At 45.7% G+C, this 14,380-nt stretch carries 14 protein-coding genes; 6 read left to right on the forward strand and 8 right to left on the reverse strand.

Going from position 1 to position 14,380, the window contains the following annotated elements:
- Nucleotides 1-27: 27 nt before the first annotated feature.
- Nucleotides 28-735, forward strand: a complete 708-nt coding sequence (locus AC1DP6_RS25420) for an alpha/beta fold hydrolase (RefSeq protein WP_477057355.1) — start codon at nt 28-30, stop codon at nt 733-735.
- Here AC1DP6_RS25420 and AC1DP6_RS25425 read toward each other — a convergent pair.
- On the reverse strand, nt 715-1,653 hold the full coding sequence (locus AC1DP6_RS25425) for a DUF4349 domain-containing protein (RefSeq protein WP_477057356.1): 939 nt from the start codon (nt 1,651-1,653) through the stop codon (nt 715-717). The genes AC1DP6_RS25420 and AC1DP6_RS25425 overlap by 21 nt on opposite strands.
- Before the next feature lie 135 nt (nt 1,654-1,788).
- On the opposite strand from AC1DP6_RS25425, the gene AC1DP6_RS25430 reads away from it, so the two are divergent.
- Nucleotides 1,789-2,202, forward strand: a complete 414-nt coding sequence (locus AC1DP6_RS25430; RefSeq protein WP_477057357.1) for a helix-turn-helix domain-containing protein — start codon at nt 1,789-1,791, stop codon at nt 2,200-2,202.
- Here the strand turns inward: AC1DP6_RS25430 and AC1DP6_RS25435 are convergent.
- Together AC1DP6_RS25435 and AC1DP6_RS25440 are read right to left on the reverse strand one after the other, a co-directional pair.
- Nucleotides 2,170-2,658 (reverse strand): hypothetical protein, encoded by a 489-nt coding sequence (locus tag AC1DP6_RS25435; RefSeq protein WP_477024230.1) that lies wholly within the window; start codon nt 2,656-2,658, stop codon nt 2,170-2,172. The genes AC1DP6_RS25430 and AC1DP6_RS25435 overlap by 33 nt on opposite strands.
- 223 nt (nt 2,659-2,881) lie before the next feature.
- Entirely contained in the window at nt 2,882-3,688 is an 807-nt protein-coding gene (locus AC1DP6_RS25440) for a hypothetical protein (protein ID WP_477057358.1), read from the reverse strand.
- Nucleotides 3,689-3,891: 203 nt separating this feature from the next.
- Between AC1DP6_RS25440 and AC1DP6_RS25445 the strand changes: the two genes are divergently transcribed.
- From AC1DP6_RS25445 to AC1DP6_RS25460, 4 genes are all read left to right on the forward strand, one after another.
- On the forward strand, nt 3,892-4,485 hold the full coding sequence (locus AC1DP6_RS25445; RefSeq protein ID WP_477057359.1) for a TetR/AcrR family transcriptional regulator: 594 nt from the start codon (nt 3,892-3,894) through the stop codon (nt 4,483-4,485).
- Between the two features lie 315 nt (nt 4,486-4,800).
- A complete protein-coding gene (locus AC1DP6_RS25450) occupies nt 4,801-5,868 on the forward strand; it encodes an HlyD family secretion protein (RefSeq protein ID WP_477057360.1) in 1,068 nt (355 codons plus the stop codon).
- A gap of 1 nt (nt 5,869) precedes the next feature.
- Nucleotides 5,870-7,447, forward strand: a complete 1,578-nt coding sequence (locus AC1DP6_RS25455; RefSeq protein ID WP_477057361.1) for a DHA2 family efflux MFS transporter permease subunit — start codon at nt 5,870-5,872, stop codon at nt 7,445-7,447.
- 37 nt (nt 7,448-7,484) lie between these two features.
- Entirely contained in the window at nt 7,485-8,798 is a 1,314-nt protein-coding gene (locus tag AC1DP6_RS25460; RefSeq protein WP_477057362.1) for a TolC family protein, read from the forward strand.
- Nucleotides 8,799-8,843: 45 nt separating this feature from the next.
- Here AC1DP6_RS25460 and AC1DP6_RS25465 read toward each other — a convergent pair whose 3' ends face one another.
- From AC1DP6_RS25465 to AC1DP6_RS25485, 5 genes are all read right to left on the reverse strand, one after another.
- Nucleotides 8,844-9,227 carry a hypothetical protein gene (locus AC1DP6_RS25465; protein ID WP_477057363.1) on the reverse strand — a complete coding sequence of 128 codons (384 nt, stop codon included), beginning with the start codon at nt 9,225-9,227 and terminating at the stop codon, nt 8,844-8,846.
- Between the two features lie 3 nt (nt 9,228-9,230).
- Complete coding sequence (locus AC1DP6_RS25470; protein ID WP_477057364.1) at nt 9,231-10,316, reverse strand: Gfo/Idh/MocA family protein; 1,086 nt, start codon at nt 10,314-10,316, stop codon at nt 9,231-9,233.
- A gap of 41 nt (nt 10,317-10,357) precedes the next feature.
- Nucleotides 10,358-11,365, reverse strand: a complete 1,008-nt coding sequence (locus tag AC1DP6_RS25475) for a c-type cytochrome (RefSeq protein WP_477057365.1) — start codon at nt 11,363-11,365, stop codon at nt 10,358-10,360.
- Nucleotides 11,366-11,394: 29 nt separating this feature from the next.
- Nucleotides 11,395-12,528 carry an aryl-sulfate sulfotransferase gene (locus tag AC1DP6_RS25480; RefSeq protein WP_477057366.1) on the reverse strand — a complete coding sequence of 378 codons (1,134 nt, stop codon included), beginning with the start codon at nt 12,526-12,528 and terminating at the stop codon, nt 11,395-11,397.
- Between the two features lie 196 nt (nt 12,529-12,724).
- Nucleotides 12,725-14,365: a RagB/SusD family nutrient uptake outer membrane protein gene (locus tag AC1DP6_RS25485; protein ID WP_477057367.1), complete on the reverse strand. Its 1,641-nt coding sequence runs from the start codon at nt 14,363-14,365 to the stop codon at nt 12,725-12,727.
- Nucleotides 14,366-14,380: the final 15 nt, after the last annotated feature.

The raw sequence follows: 14,380 nt of genomic DNA on the forward strand, positions 1-14,380 counted from the left end.
GTGCAATAGCTTTGTATCAAAAACACGATGAAACAAAGCATGATTTTATTGCATGGGCTTTTTGGCGGATTAAGTAACTGGGAGGGCGTTGTTACACACTTTGAATCACGCTTCGATATTCACATTCCGCCATTGCCTATTTATGATCAGCATGGAGATGATAACCTGGATTACCTGGTTAAGTTCCTGGCTGGTTATATTCAATCTGCTCAACTGGAAAACGTAATCCTGGTGGGTAATTCGCTGGGAGGCCATGTAGCCATCCTATACACACACCGGTATCCGGAAAAAGTAGCCAGATTAATTCTTACCGGCAGTTCCGGGCTCTATGAAAATACCAGTATGGGTAGTTATCCTAAGCGAAGTAATTACGCTTATATAAAAGAGCGCGTTGCCTATACTTTCTACGATCCCGCTACCGCTACGGATGCACTGGTAGCCGAAGTATTTGCCACTACCACCGATGCCCGCAAATGTTTTCACATTATAAAAATGGCCAAGTCGGCACAGCGTAATTATGTAGCAGCTATTCTACCGGATATCACCACATCTGTCTTACTGATATGGGGAGAAGAAGATAAAATTACTCCGCCGGACGTGGCCCTGGAATTCAAGCGCTATCTGCCGAACGCCGCACTGGTAATGCTTTCCAAATGCGGGCATGCTCCTATGATGGAACTACCGGCGGAGTTTAATGCAGTATTGGAATCTTTCTTAACTTCTACGCAGGATTAACTTCCGGTAGCCGATCCAGCCTAACAAAAAGGCCAGCAGGAAAGGCCATATCTGCACAAAAAACAGGAGGATGTTGCGGAGTACTTCTGCACCATTTTTAACCGCCGTCAGCAACTCTGTACCAAACCCTGCACGACTGATCTGTGCGGGGTTTAGCACGATCTGTACGTCTGTCACCTGTGGCTGATATAATTGTATCGTGAGCGTAGAATAAGCTACATCATCTAAAATCGCAAGGTTATTTATTCTGCGATCTATTACTGCATCATCTTTCTGATCCTGGTAAGCGACTGCATTCTGGGATGCTTCTTCGCTCGCAGGCGACACCGTTGTATTTACATTTACAGTAGCGGATGGCGCAGGTTTCGCAGCGATTTTCTCGCGTCTTTCAGCGGCTTTTTCCTCTTTTGCCGTTTTCACTTCATGTTGCTCATTCTTCATTGCGTTGGCCATGTATTTCAACGTCATGTCCTGGTCTTTGATGACACGATGTTCTATGAAACTGGCGATGGCAGTGAGTGACTGGTCTACAGAGTCCAGGCGTTCTACCGGTACTTTTAAAGTAAGATTAGCGGTGGGTGTATACAGCTGAATACTTTTAATAGAGTCTGTACTGTAAGGCAACTGGTATTGCTGCACCGACTCATTTTGCAAACTACTTTCCACCACTACGCCACCTAAGCTCGTAACCAGCCGCTCCAATTTTGATGTGGCTTCAAACACGCTGGGGACACGGCATCGCGCATCTGCCGACTTTACTCTTTTTCTGGATGGGGAATTAATACTGGTGATGTCATTGGAAAAAGTGGTGGAATCAGCAGTAGCTGCGTAGGCTTTTTCTTCCGGAGACATATGGTGGGCACTACAGGCACACATGCCTAATACCGGGATCATTAAATAGTAAAGTGAAGGGCGCATAACAGGAGAATTTAAACTTTATACGCCGAAGCAGGAAAAGGTAACCTTTTCGAATTGTTAAAATCAACAAGACCTTTATAACATGATAAATAGATGCTTTTTTATTTAGTACCTTTATTACTTATCTTTTTAGTCATGCCCGCACTTCCTCAGAAATATCAATCCAGGAAAGCAGAAATTACCGCTACATTTATTGAAGCTGTCAACAAACATATTGATCAGATCATGGATGGCAGCATTGATCAGATGTATCATATTAAAGACTTTGCCAGTCAAATGTTCATTCACCCGGTGCATCTGAGTAATACCATTAAGCTGYATACCAGTCATGCACCCTGTTATTTTTTTGAGAAGAGATTGATGGACGAAGCCCGGAAGATGCTGCAGCATTCAACGCTCACAATTACAGATATCGCCGACAAACTAACTTTCGACAATTCTAATTTCACCAAATTTTTCAAACGATTTGAAGGGGTCACGCCTTCGCAATACAGACTGCAACATGCGAAGCCGGCATCAGAAGTAGCGTTGCAGGTAGATAGGTTTTAAGAAGAAGAAATTATTCAGTGGCTTGTTATCAAACAGATCTCCGTCATCGAAATAAAATCCGTTGGTAAATTCTGTTTTTGAATTCAGTTGTATTTTCCCGGAAGCATGTTCTACTATAAAATACACGGGAATGATCACATAATATTTCCCACTCTTTCCTGTAAACTTATTCCAGCGTATATCCAGCTCTTGCAAACGAAAGAAGCGTGGTTTCAGATCTCCGGCCACATTAGTGGAACAATCCAGCTTCGTAATTTCACCATGATCAATTTCGGCCTTTAAGGAAAAAGCAAGACTGGTACCTCCGGTTTTCATGGGGATGAGTGCCGTATCCATAAACCGGCTTAACAGCTGATAAGTGTTGTTGAATGAGGCGGGCTGCTGAGCTTGAGCACTGACAGCGGATAACACAATGATGATGGGGAGGACAATGATATTGAAACAGCTAAATCTCATAGTACCTGTTTTCATATGACATGAAATAACGTTAACGCCTATCCTGTTTACTTATAGTTAAGTTACGATTTCTTATGGCTAAAAAGATCGCAGCCGGATAAAAAACCGGATTTAAAACAGATATAATTGAATGGCATTTCCTTTCATATGGCAGGTAAATATTATCTAAACAAAATGGATGATATCTTAGCCGGTTAAAACGACTAAGATATCATCCATTTTATCAGGCAGTTACCGGTTGCCGGACTGCCTTAATACGCTTACGATGCAGGTAATGGGCCACGCCTATTTCGATACAGGGGATAGCAAAAATGAGCAGAAAGGTAATTAATACGCCTTTTTGCAGGCCTTTGAGAAAATGATCTACCTGTATCAGGGCAATGTTTACAAACAGCCCACCATTTATGATGGAAGCGATTTCTGTTTGCATCAGGTCAGCGCTCACCTCTTCATGAAGTCCCAGCTTTTCCGTCAATAATTTCCTGATATATTTTTTGATGACGAAAGCAATACCCGCTCCTTTGGTGGTACGAAGCATGAAAGCCGCCAGCTTGCCTTGTACGCCATCCAGAGAGGCGCGTTGTTCCAGGGTTTTGCCATATACGTCATATATCACTACTCCTACCGTATCTATCAGCTGGTTGGAGGTCAGACCGGCAATGGAAGAAGCGCCCCCCTCCTTTGCACCGAACAGGTTATGTATTGCGCTGTTAGCCTGTTCATCAAAAACAGAAGGTACATGCTTCGCATATACGCCCGCATGCGTTTTAATGTCTTTTCGCACACTGTTAAAGAAGCCCCACTTAAAACCAAAAAATCCTGCCAGCAGCGGCAACAGGATAAAATAAGTATAGGCGATGAACCGGAGTACTTTATGGGAACGGTCAATCAGGATGTGTTTACGTAACAAAATAATCAATACCAGAGCAACAATAAAAGCTAGCAGTCCAGTGAGAATTGCGCCCCATATAAAGGTAGCAGGGTTCGTAAATTCTCCTATCAGGTTGAAATAATTAACAACGGATTTCATGGGCGGTAAAAATTTAGGCTGCAATATAATAGAAAATGCCAGTGTTCTCCGCGAAATGTGAGGGTTATTTATCCGCATCTGGTCTGCTGTTGATAACCATTCACGGCAGCAATACCTCCCATCATCCCCTGCGGTAAGCAGCAAATAAATTTGGCGGAAATAAAAAAAGTGCTACTTTTACATACCAAATGGTCGGTTTTTTTATGAATGATTCAAAAGAACTTATTCTCACTGCTTCTTTAAAACTCTTTTTACAGAAAAGCTTTAAAGAAGTGACGATGAAAGAGATAGTAACGGAAACAGGGTTGTCGAAAGGTGCATTCTATCACTATTTCAGCAGCAAGGAACAGGTGTTTGAAGAAGTCATTAACTATTTTTATGGAGATATAGTGACCGTGAAATACGCTTCTTTTCCGAAAGACTCACTGCGCGATTTTTATAATGAATATATCGCGCATATTGAGCAGCAGATGAAGACGGCCAAATATATGATAGGAGCTGATTTTACGACGAATCACTATATGCTCATTTTCGATGCACTGAAAATCCTACCAAATTTCAGAGCAGAACACCTGGAGCGGCAAAAAGAAGAACTACGGGCATGGACCGATATCGTAAAGACATCCAGAAAAAAAGGAGAAATCAAGTCTGCCATGACAGACATTCAAATTGCCAGACTGTTTATTTATACCGGTGATGGTATTGGGATTAACGCCATCGTATCTGATTCAATGCATAAAGTAGCCAAAGAAATACAGCCTCTTTGGGATGGATTGTTTAACGCCATAAAAGCATAATTACAAAAGACACCAGGTGCGGAAAGTACAACGGTAACGGAAGATGGAAACAAACACCTCCTCTTCCTCTGCAACGGAATCGATAAYGATTCTATTTTTTTAAACTCAAAAACATACCGACTGGTCGGAACTATTTCCGTACGGATATCCGTGTGCCTACAAATTGTTGTCCAACAGCAATGAATGTCCGGGTTCCGAAGATGATAGTATGAATGAAAACACTATCCCATACCAGTCATCTTCTACAATCATCATTTTTTCATTTACAAAACAAACCAATCGTTCGGTTTTATAATTAACGATCAAACTATTCACATGAAGAAGAAGCCATTAAGACTGCTGATCATTTCCCTGATAGCCGTGGTTGCAGCAGGTACAGGTATTTATTTCCTGATAAAATCCAGGTCCTTTACCTCCACAGACAATGCACAACTGGACGGTGACATTGTGACCATCCGTTCCAGCGTAGCCGCCTATATAGATGCCATTCACTTTACTGATAATCAACCAGTGAAAAAGGGTGATACCCTGGTGCTACTGAATACGGTAGCCCTGCAAGCCAAAGTACAACAAGCGCTGGCACTGCTGGAAAATGCAGAACAAAACCTCAGCGCCTCAGACCTGAAAGCGCTGGCTAGTAGCCAAAATGCCAACGCCTCCCTGCAAAATGCAGCCTCCGACAAACAAACAATTGCCGCCGCTGCCGCCAATCTTGAAAAAGCCAACAGGGACCTGGACAGATCCCTCCAATTGCTTAACATCAAAGCCACCACACAGGAACAACACGAAGCCGCTAAAACCACACTCCTGCTGGCAAAAGCAGATTATGAAAAAGCGATAAACAGGGAACAAAGCACCATGACCACCTCTATTGGTTTGCAAACCCAGGCCAAAGCAGAACATCAGCAAATATCCGCTACCCAGGCACTGGTGAAACAACGACAGGCTGAACTGAAACTCGCGCAGGAAGAACTCAGCCACGCCTATGTAACCGCTCCTTTTGATGGTTTTGTAACGAAACGCGCTATCAAAGAAGGACAATACATCAGCATCGGACAAACACTCTGCGCGATGATAGATAACCAGCATTTATGGGTGACGGCTAATTTCAAGGAAACAGAACTTCATAAAATCAAAACCGGTCAGCCGGTAGAAATAACGCTGGATGCCTATCCTGATGCTCCGCTCCGTGGCCACGTTGCCTCTTTCAGCGGCGCTACCGGCGCTAAATTTTCGCTGCTGCCTGCAGACAATGCTACGGGCAACTTCATTAAGATCACCCAGCGTTTCCCCATCCGCATCGCCATTGACCGCTTTACACAGGATAAAAGCAGTTCCCTTTTTCCCGGCCTGAGTGCCTTCGTGAAGATTAATATCCAATAACATGACTACTACTGCACTACCTCCTATCACTTATCCTACCGGCTCCGCCAGATGGATATTGCTGATCACCGCAATTTCCTGTGCCGTACTCGAACTGATTGATACCACCGTGGTCAATGTATCCCTGCGCGAAATCAGTGGCAACATCGGTGCTACCACTACCGAAATAGCCTGGGTCATTACGGCCTATAGTATTGCCAACGTTATCGTGATTCCGCTCTCCGGTATGTTGTCTAACTTGTTTGGCAGAAAATTATACTTCACCTCCTCTGTAGCCCTCTTTACCTTTTCCTCCTTTATGTGCGGCTGCTCCGGCAATCTTTGGATGCTGGTCTTCTGGCGCTTCATACAGGGTATTGGCGGCGGTGGTATATTATCTACCTCCCAAAGTATTATCATGGACGCCTTTCCACCAGAGGAAAGAACTACCGGCCTCGTGATCTTCGGATTGGGCGTCATCCTCGGCCCCTCTTTTGGTCCCATCCTTGGCGGCTACATCACCGATAACTTTTCCTGGCACTGGATCTTTTTCCTGAACGTGCCTATTGGTATCCTGGCGGCCAGCCTTTCCTGGAAATTTGTGCAGGACCTTCCCGGCATTACCAAACCCAGAATAGATGTATGGGGGATCCTCTTCCTGACCATCGGCATCGGCTCCCTCCAGTATATCCTGGAAGAAGGCACCACCGCCGACTGGTTTTCAAGTAACGAAATCACCTTCTTTTTTATCCTTTCCATTATTGGCCTGGTGGCCTTTGTAATCCGGGAACTACGCATCGATTACCCTGCAGTAAATCTTCGTCTGTACCGGAATTTCAACCTGGCCATGGGCAGTACCATGAACCTGATTGTAGGTATCATCATGACCGGCACCCTCTTTATTTTCCCCCTCTTTGTACAGGTATCACTGGGCTGGACGGCTACACAAACCGGCGCCTTCATGATTCCGGGTATGCTGGTTACCGTTGTCGGGATGATCATTGCAAAGAAAACTATGGAAAAAGGTATAAACCCTAAAATCATTATCCTGATAGGATTAGCATGTACCTGCATCTACCTGGTCATGCTGTCATTTTCTTCGCCTGATTCCAATAGCGGCAATTTCTTCTGGCCATTTATGATACGCGGCGTAGGCGCCGTCATGATGGTGATGCCCGTAATGGGACTCGCCACCGCCGGTCTTAATGGTAAAGACCTGGCACAGGCGATTGGTTTATCCAATATGTTACGGCAGCTGGGAGGTGCGCTGGGCGTAGCATTGCTGAACATCTATCTCAGTCATGAAAATGCATTTGTGCGAAACAATATGATCCCGGCCATCAATCCATACAACCCGATAAGCGCCGACTATGTCAGTGGTCTTACCCAAAGCATGGCTAGCCAGGGCTACGGACCCGATGAGTCAACACAACTGGCCTGGCAGCTCACGGATGCCACTTTAAACAAACAACAGCTGCTCGTCAGTTACAATCATGGATTTATGGTGGTGGCATTGATTATGTTGCTGGCGGTCCCCCTTATCCTGATGATCCGGTATAAAAAATCAAATGTCCCTGTCGCGGTGACAGATGCGCATTAACCTGGTGGATTCAGACACCACTTACAAATACAAATCAATGAAACATTTTTTTCTCATGATACTTTCAGGCATTGCATTCAATGCCGGTGCACAAACAGGCGGCCCTGTCAACGTAAGTCTGCAACAAGCCAACAATATGGGTTTGGCCAATCGTTACGATATGCAGGCCAACAAATACAATATCACCCTCGCAGATAATGCCTTGCAGAAAAGCAAAAAAGAATGGTTGCCGGATATCGGCGCAGATGGAAATATCCGGTACAATACCCAGCTGCAGGCCACTTTTATTCCACCCGGTTTCGGAGGATTAGATAAAGCGGAGCTGCTGGCACTCGGCGCTAAAAACGCGACCATACTGGGTATTGAGCTGCAGCAACCAATATTACAACCCACGCTTAACACCGACATAAAAATTGCAAGAAATAATCTGGCCCTGCAAAAAGAAAAAAACAGGTCGGATGAAATCAATATCAAAATCCAGATTGCCACCGCCTATTATAATGTATTACTGAAAGGGTTGCAACAACATATTGCCAGCCAGGATGAACAACGCTTCCGCGAGTATTATACGCTGGCTGCCGGCAAATATCACCAGGGCGCCCTCATTGAAACAGATTACCTCCGCGCCCAGCTGGACTATGAAAATGCAAAAATCACCACGGTGAGCGCCACCCAGAATTATGCACTCGCCATGAACGGATTGAAATACCAGGTAAATATTCCTGTTACGGACTCGCTAACGTTAACGGATACACTAGGTATCAATGAAACGCCGGCCGTACCGGGAAATGACAACTATCTGAACAGAACCGAGATCAAACAACTGCAGCTGGAACAACAGGATATTCAACTGCAGCTGCGCAAAGCCCGGCAATTTGCAATCCCATCCATATCGGTCATGGCCAACTATTCCCAGCAATATTTATACAACGACTTCAACTATACCCAACATGAATGGTGGAGTCCATTCAGCTATGCCGGCATGAAAATAAGTATTCCTATCTCCGGTAATATTAAAAACCAGCATAACATCCGGAATTATCAACTTAAAACACAACAGGCCACTGCTCAGTTGCAACAGCAAACCGCCGATGTATTGTTCGATATACAACAGGCGTCCACAGAACTGAACAACGCATTGTTGAACATGCAGACTACCCGCAGGAATTATGATCTCTCTGAAAAAATTTATCAGCAACAGCAAAAGGAATTTGCACTGGGAAGTTTTGCTTATAACAACTTACTCGAAACGGAAAGATCTATCAGCTCCGTGGAACAGCAATATATTAAAACGCAATACGATTACCTGATGGCACAGATCAGGTATAAAAAAGCGATTAGCGGGTATTGATAAAGGGGTACTATTCGGGGAGAAGGCTTCCCGGATAGTATTGCATTATAGCTCCAGTGGCGCGTCGGGATCACTGATGACTATCCCGGCGAATTCTTCTATCAGCTGCAAAATTTCCGTTGGGGTAACAGCGGTCCCACATCTTGATACAGTGATGGTCACCAACTGTTTTGCCATTACAAACGGGTGAGGAAAATCAGCATCTTCATACTCAATTCCCAGTCGTTCCTCTATAAAAAAAAGGAGATCCACGAATCCGGCGTACCAGTTATTCCTGGCCAGCAGTTGTGTTGTTTTCGCGATTGTTTCCAGCGCATTAATTTTTACAGTCCCACAACTGTCGCATACCACTTCCGGCAGCAGCATGTCTGAAACCTTGCGGTGATGGCGGGCACCACATTGCGCACAAATATCTAACCAGGGACCCATGAATCAGAATTTAACCGTTTTACCAGTACGTACTGATTCCCTCGCTGCGGTGAGGATACGTACCACGATCACATTATTGGCAGGTGCATACAAACCGTGATCCGGCATTTTAATACTGCCGTTCAATACATCGATGAGGTAGCGGAAAGGATCTTCATATACCGGTATATCCGTAGCCGTTATATGCCTGGTGATAGCAGGTGTGCGTTCATTGTTGCGTTGTACCAGGGTATTTTTATCAGCAGCTATCAGGTATCCTTTATCGCCATATATTTCCATGTCTTTACGGCTGAAAGTCCAGTTCCAGGAGGCTTGTATGGTACATTGCGCATCACCGTAATCTATCAGGATGGTGGCATCATCTTCCACTTTGGGATATACCAGTGGTTTATAGTGGCGGGCGACTGCTGTAACGGATACGGGCAAACGATTTTTCATGAGGTGGGTCATCAGGTTGGCGCCATAGCAGCCGAAATCCATCAGTGCACCACCACCGTTCAATACAGGATCTGTGAGCCACTGCAGAAATTCAGGACCACAGCCAATTTCTTTGGGTCCCTGGTGCCCATCATTAATGGTTACTTTTCTTACCTGCCCTGCAAAACTGCTGTCGTTCAACAGTTGAAACGTTTTAGCTACGGAAGGATACCAGCTGGTTTCATAGTCGGTGAGTAACTGGATATGATACCGGCGTGCCAGTGAGTCCATCCACAGGGCATCTGTTACGGTAGTGGCCAGGGGCTTTTCCACCATCACATGAATATGCCGGGGGGCGGCAGCTTCCACCACTTCCCGGTGTGCTTTAATAGCGCCAAAAGCCAGCACTGCTGCGGGCTTTACCGCATCCAGCATTTGATCAAGACGGGTATAGAATAAATTTTCGGGAAGATGGTATTGTTTAGCCCGGAGCTTCGCCAATGCGATGTCCGGCTCGTAGATGCCGACAATCTGAATATCACCTTTGTCGGGCCGGCCCAATATAAAAGCAGCATGCCCGTGAGATACACCGGCTACGGCTACACGTAGTGGCTGTGCCATGATGCTGCCAAAGACATGCATCAGTAATAAAGTAAGTAAAACAGAACGCATCCCTAAATCTAGGAAATATGTTCTGTTTCTAATAGCACAAATCAGTAAGAAGGTTTCCAGCCTTTGCCTTTCCAATAATCTATCACCGGCAGATAAGGTCCATACTTATGCTGGGCTGTAGAAAAGGTGTCTGCAAAAGGTCCTTTATCATAGTCGATTGCCTTCTCTTCTATATGCGGGTAGTCGAAGTTCTTTACATCCGGACGGTGATGCCTGCTGTCGTCATTTACAAAAGCGGCAATATCCATGGCTTCGGCATCAGAGAGGAACGGTTTATCCCAGGTAGCCTTATCGTAAGGCATATTGGCTTTTAGCCACTGTGCCTGCTTAATTACCCGATGCATGCTGGACCCTGGCTGATAGCCATACTGGCCCCATAGTGGTGGATAAGTATAAGTAACTTTATCATTACGCAGCTGCCCCTCTCCTTCAGCGCCATGGCAGCGGGCGCAATGTTGTACGTATAATTTTTCGCCACGTTCCGGGCTGGCGGCTACATCCGGCAGGGTGACCTCCAGGTTTTTGACGCCTTTGGAGGGCTTGTCTTTGGGTACAAAGCTATTAATCCACCTGAAATAAGACAGGAAAGCGACCATCTCTTTGCTGTCCAGTGGCAGCGGGCGACCATTGTGCGGACGGGTAACGCAGTTGTTGACCCTTTCTGCCAGCGTCAATACATGCCCTTCTCTGGCGCGGTACTGGGGATAATGCTCATGGGATAACATGAGGTTGAAAGAAAATGGCTTGGTACCTCCCTGCTGATGACAATTGGTACAATTCATTTTATTGCCCAGGTATTTGCCGTTAATACCTTCAGGGCCTATATAGTAGGCGGTATTATACATCAGTTCCTGACCGTATCTGACTGCCTCGCCGTATTTATCGTTGGGAATAGCGGCGGAATCTACCTGGAGTAATGCCTCGGTTACTGCGGGCTCCTTTTTCTCCTCTTTTTCTGCGCTCTTTACATTCGACTGGCAGGAATAAAAAACAATAGCAGCAGTGGCCATGACGAAACCGCCGGTAACAAGTCTCTGTATTTTCTTCATAACTGCAGAGGTATTTATCTTCCTGAAAATTAATTAACAATAAAAGAAGGCAACTGCTCCGGGGAAATAAATTCCGCGCGGTAGGGAATAAAATTACAGCGCAGGCGCCACAGTGGCGTCCCTTGCCGGTCTGTGAGCAATACGGTATTCCTTTTGGAACAACATTGCAATATGCTGTTATGGTCTACCAGGTAAGCGCTGCCCATTCTGTCGTTGAACAGGTAAGCAGGTATGGGGGAACGAAGGGTGACGGTGGCTGTTTTAGCGCCCTCGTTCAGATGAAAGGCCAGTGTTTGCGACTGTTGACGGGATACCCCATTGTCAAATAGCATCAGGTCGTTTTCAGCATTCATATGCACTGCATGCCCCATATCAAATGCAGCGGAATCCGGGAAGCTGAAATCCCCGTTTCGTCCGAATTTCCAGATGACTTTGCCGCTGCGGGCATCCAGTTTCCAGATCTGTCCGTTGTTATAAAAAGAAATCAGGTAATTACCGTCTTTATCATAACTCAGACTATTGGCATGCATCCAGTCCAGGCGATTACTCATGATATCCTTATCGGCAGCTGGTTCCAAGGCATCAAACACGGTCCACTCCCATAGCTTATGTCCTTTGCGGTCCAGCACCAGGATCCCGTCACTACGTACGGTATCACGCGGGCCGCCTCCCCGTGACGAAAGATCAACCATCCGTTCTACCGTATTTAACAGCACAATATTATTGTCCGGATTGAGCAGTACTTCATGGTGTACATTGGCAATAAAATCTGCCTGGCCTTTCTGCAGGTTGAGCAGGGTGTCGCCGTTGAAGGATAGCTCCATGATCTGGTTGCCATAACTGGTCGCATATTCTTTGTTGCCAAGAATGCAGAGTAATGTCTGGTGTGTGGTAAAGTGCGCCGTTTTAAAACCGGTCCCTTTTACCTGGTGATACCACACCACGCTACCCCGGGCATTCAACAGGTATAAAACACCTGGTTCATCGCGCTGACTGAGTAGTATATACCCTTCTTTAAAACGGGCAGGTATTTTTTCCGGCTGCATACTATCCAGACTAAAAGCGTCCTGCAGCCAGTAAGGCAAGGATGCTTTTTTATCCGGATGATGGCAGGCAGCGCATGCTATCAGGAAAGCGAGTAAAACGAGGTAATGTTTTTTCATTTGTAGTGTTTAGCGAAGGAGATCGCCTTCGGCGATTGTCTTTACCAGGATTATGCTGATTATACTGATTTTGATGATTTGTTTTAGCATTGTGATATTTATAAAATAGGGTCTTCTAAGAAAGGATAGTCAGTTATTTAAGCTAAAAAATCAGTATAATCAGTATAATCCTGCTAAAGACAAAATCCGCAGGATCTTACTTCCAAAGCGCGTTCTGCGTTGCTTTGGGATTAGACTTCAATTCACCTGCTGGTATTGGAAAAACAAAGTGTTTCGCCTGGAAAACGTTGGCGCCTTGTTTCTGATGCGCTGTCAGCAAAGCTGCCAGTTGGGGCGCGCTTTTATTCCATCTTCTGATATCATAAACACGGTTTTGTTCAAAAAACAATTCCAGTAGTTTCTGATGATCAATTTCCGCGAGGATTTCCGGTTTACCAGGCAGCTCTGCTGCTGTTTTAACTGCAAGGCCGGCTCTTGCCCTGATTTTGCTGATGTCGTCGATGGCTTTGCCATTATTACCGTTTTGAGCTGCTGCTTCGGCACGCAATAACAGTATTTCCGCAAAACGTACCACGCGGTAGTTAGCAGTAGAAGGCGTAGGTCCCCAGTAGTTATCGGCGTTTGCTACACTACGCCATGCGCTGGTACCTTTCTTAATCAGGAAACGACCGTTGGTAGTGGTATCCAGTGGTGTATCCGGATACAGGCGCACCGTTTTGGAGAGTGCAGACATCCAGAGTTGGTCAAAGGTCCGTCCATCATACCAGGTCACATCCGCTTCACCCAGTGTGGAATGTTTCCACATCAGGGAAGCATACATTCTTTTATCAAATTTGGTATCAGCACCCACAGGGCGTTTTTCTTTCACAAATTCCTTTACCAGGTAATTGGAAGGTACATATTTAAACCATCCGCCACCAGCCGGGGGCCCGATGAACTGCGGCAGGTAGTTGTACATCGGCGAATTAGGCGATTCTGTACTCCAGGCACCGTACTGATCACCTATGGGAGCAAACGTCCATTCAAACACCGATTCCGTATTATTCTCATTTTTGTCGGTAAAATTATCTTCGTAATTGTCCACGAGTGCATAAGCATAGGGAGGTTTGAAAAGCAGGTCGAAAGTAGTCTCTGCTTTTGCATAATCTTCCATAAACATATATGCTTTACCCAGGTAAGCAATGGCGGCGCCACTGGTTACCCTGCCCAGTTCTTTGGGATCACGTTTTTCCGGGAGCCCGGCCTTTGCATCTGTCAGATCAGCCACTACCTGTTGCCATACTTCCTCCTTCGTACTGCAGGGAGTAGCATAACCATCGGTCGTTTCCAGCGGTGTGGTTCTCAACGGCACCCCGCCCCAGTTGGAAGCCAGGATATAATAAGATAAGCCACGCAGAAATTTAGCTTCTGCCACGTAAAGGTTTTTCTTCTCCTGACTCATATTCACAGTCCCTATCTTCGACAACAGGAGGTTGGCGCGATGTATACACTGATAGATGTTGCTGAAGATACCGCTCAGATCACCGTTATTTTCATCGTTGGAGAAGGTAGCTACCCCCCAGGTACCTGGTTCTTCTCCGGGCAGCGTAAATACGTCATCTCCCAGCGCATTAACATCCTGGATGCCCTGGAAGGAACCCCAGTACCCGTATAGTGAAGAGCGCAACGGGCTGTAAGTAGCGCCCAGGGCAGCACTTACGCTGGACTCATCTTTCCAGAAAGTTGCATCCGTAATTTTATTGGGATCGGTTTGCTTCAGAAATTCTTTCTCGTTACAACCAGCAACTGCTGCCAGTACCAGCGTGAGTGCACTTATATATTTAAATGTTTTCTTCATGTTGCAATGCAATTA

Source organism: Chitinophaga sp. 01L420 (assembly GCF_056399985.1).

Bases quoted from the DNA above. Each gene is read 5' to 3' on its own strand.
- AC1DP6_RS25420 (WP_477057355.1), top strand. From the start codon at position 28: ATGAAACAAAGCATGATTTTATTGCATGGGCTTTTTGGCGGATTAAGT.
- AC1DP6_RS25425 (WP_477057356.1), bottom strand. From the start codon at position 1,653: ATGCGCCCTTCACTTTACTATTTAATGATCCCGGTATTAGGCATGTGT.
- AC1DP6_RS25435 (WP_477024230.1), bottom strand. From the start codon at position 2,658: ATGAGATTTAGCTGTTTCAATATCATTGTCCTCCCCATCATCATTGTG.
- AC1DP6_RS25440 (WP_477057358.1), bottom strand. From the start codon at position 3,688: ATGAAATCCGTTGTTAATTATTTCAACCTGATAGGAGAATTTACGAAC.
- AC1DP6_RS25445 (WP_477057359.1), top strand. From the start codon at position 3,892: ATGAATGATTCAAAAGAACTTATTCTCACTGCTTCTTTAAAACTCTTT.
- AC1DP6_RS25450 (WP_477057360.1), top strand. From the start codon at position 4,801: ATGAAGAAGAAGCCATTAAGACTGCTGATCATTTCCCTGATAGCCGTG.
- AC1DP6_RS25455 (WP_477057361.1), top strand. From the start codon at position 5,870: ATGACTACTACTGCACTACCTCCTATCACTTATCCTACCGGCTCCGCC.
- AC1DP6_RS25460 (WP_477057362.1), top strand. From the start codon at position 7,485: ATGAAACATTTTTTTCTCATGATACTTTCAGGCATTGCATTCAATGCC.
- AC1DP6_RS25465 (WP_477057363.1), bottom strand. From the start codon at position 9,227: ATGGGTCCCTGGTTAGATATTTGTGCGCAATGTGGTGCCCGCCATCAC.
- AC1DP6_RS25470 (WP_477057364.1), bottom strand. From the start codon at position 10,316: ATGCGTTCTGTTTTACTTACTTTATTACTGATGCATGTCTTTGGCAGC.
- AC1DP6_RS25475 (WP_477057365.1), bottom strand. From the start codon at position 11,365: ATGAAGAAAATACAGAGACTTGTTACCGGCGGTTTCGTCATGGCCACT.
- AC1DP6_RS25480 (WP_477057366.1), bottom strand. From the start codon at position 12,528: ATGAAAAAACATTACCTCGTTTTACTCGCTTTCCTGATAGCATGCGCT.
- AC1DP6_RS25485 (WP_477057367.1), bottom strand. From the start codon at position 14,365: ATGAAGAAAACATTTAAATATATAAGTGCACTCACGCTGGTACTGGCA.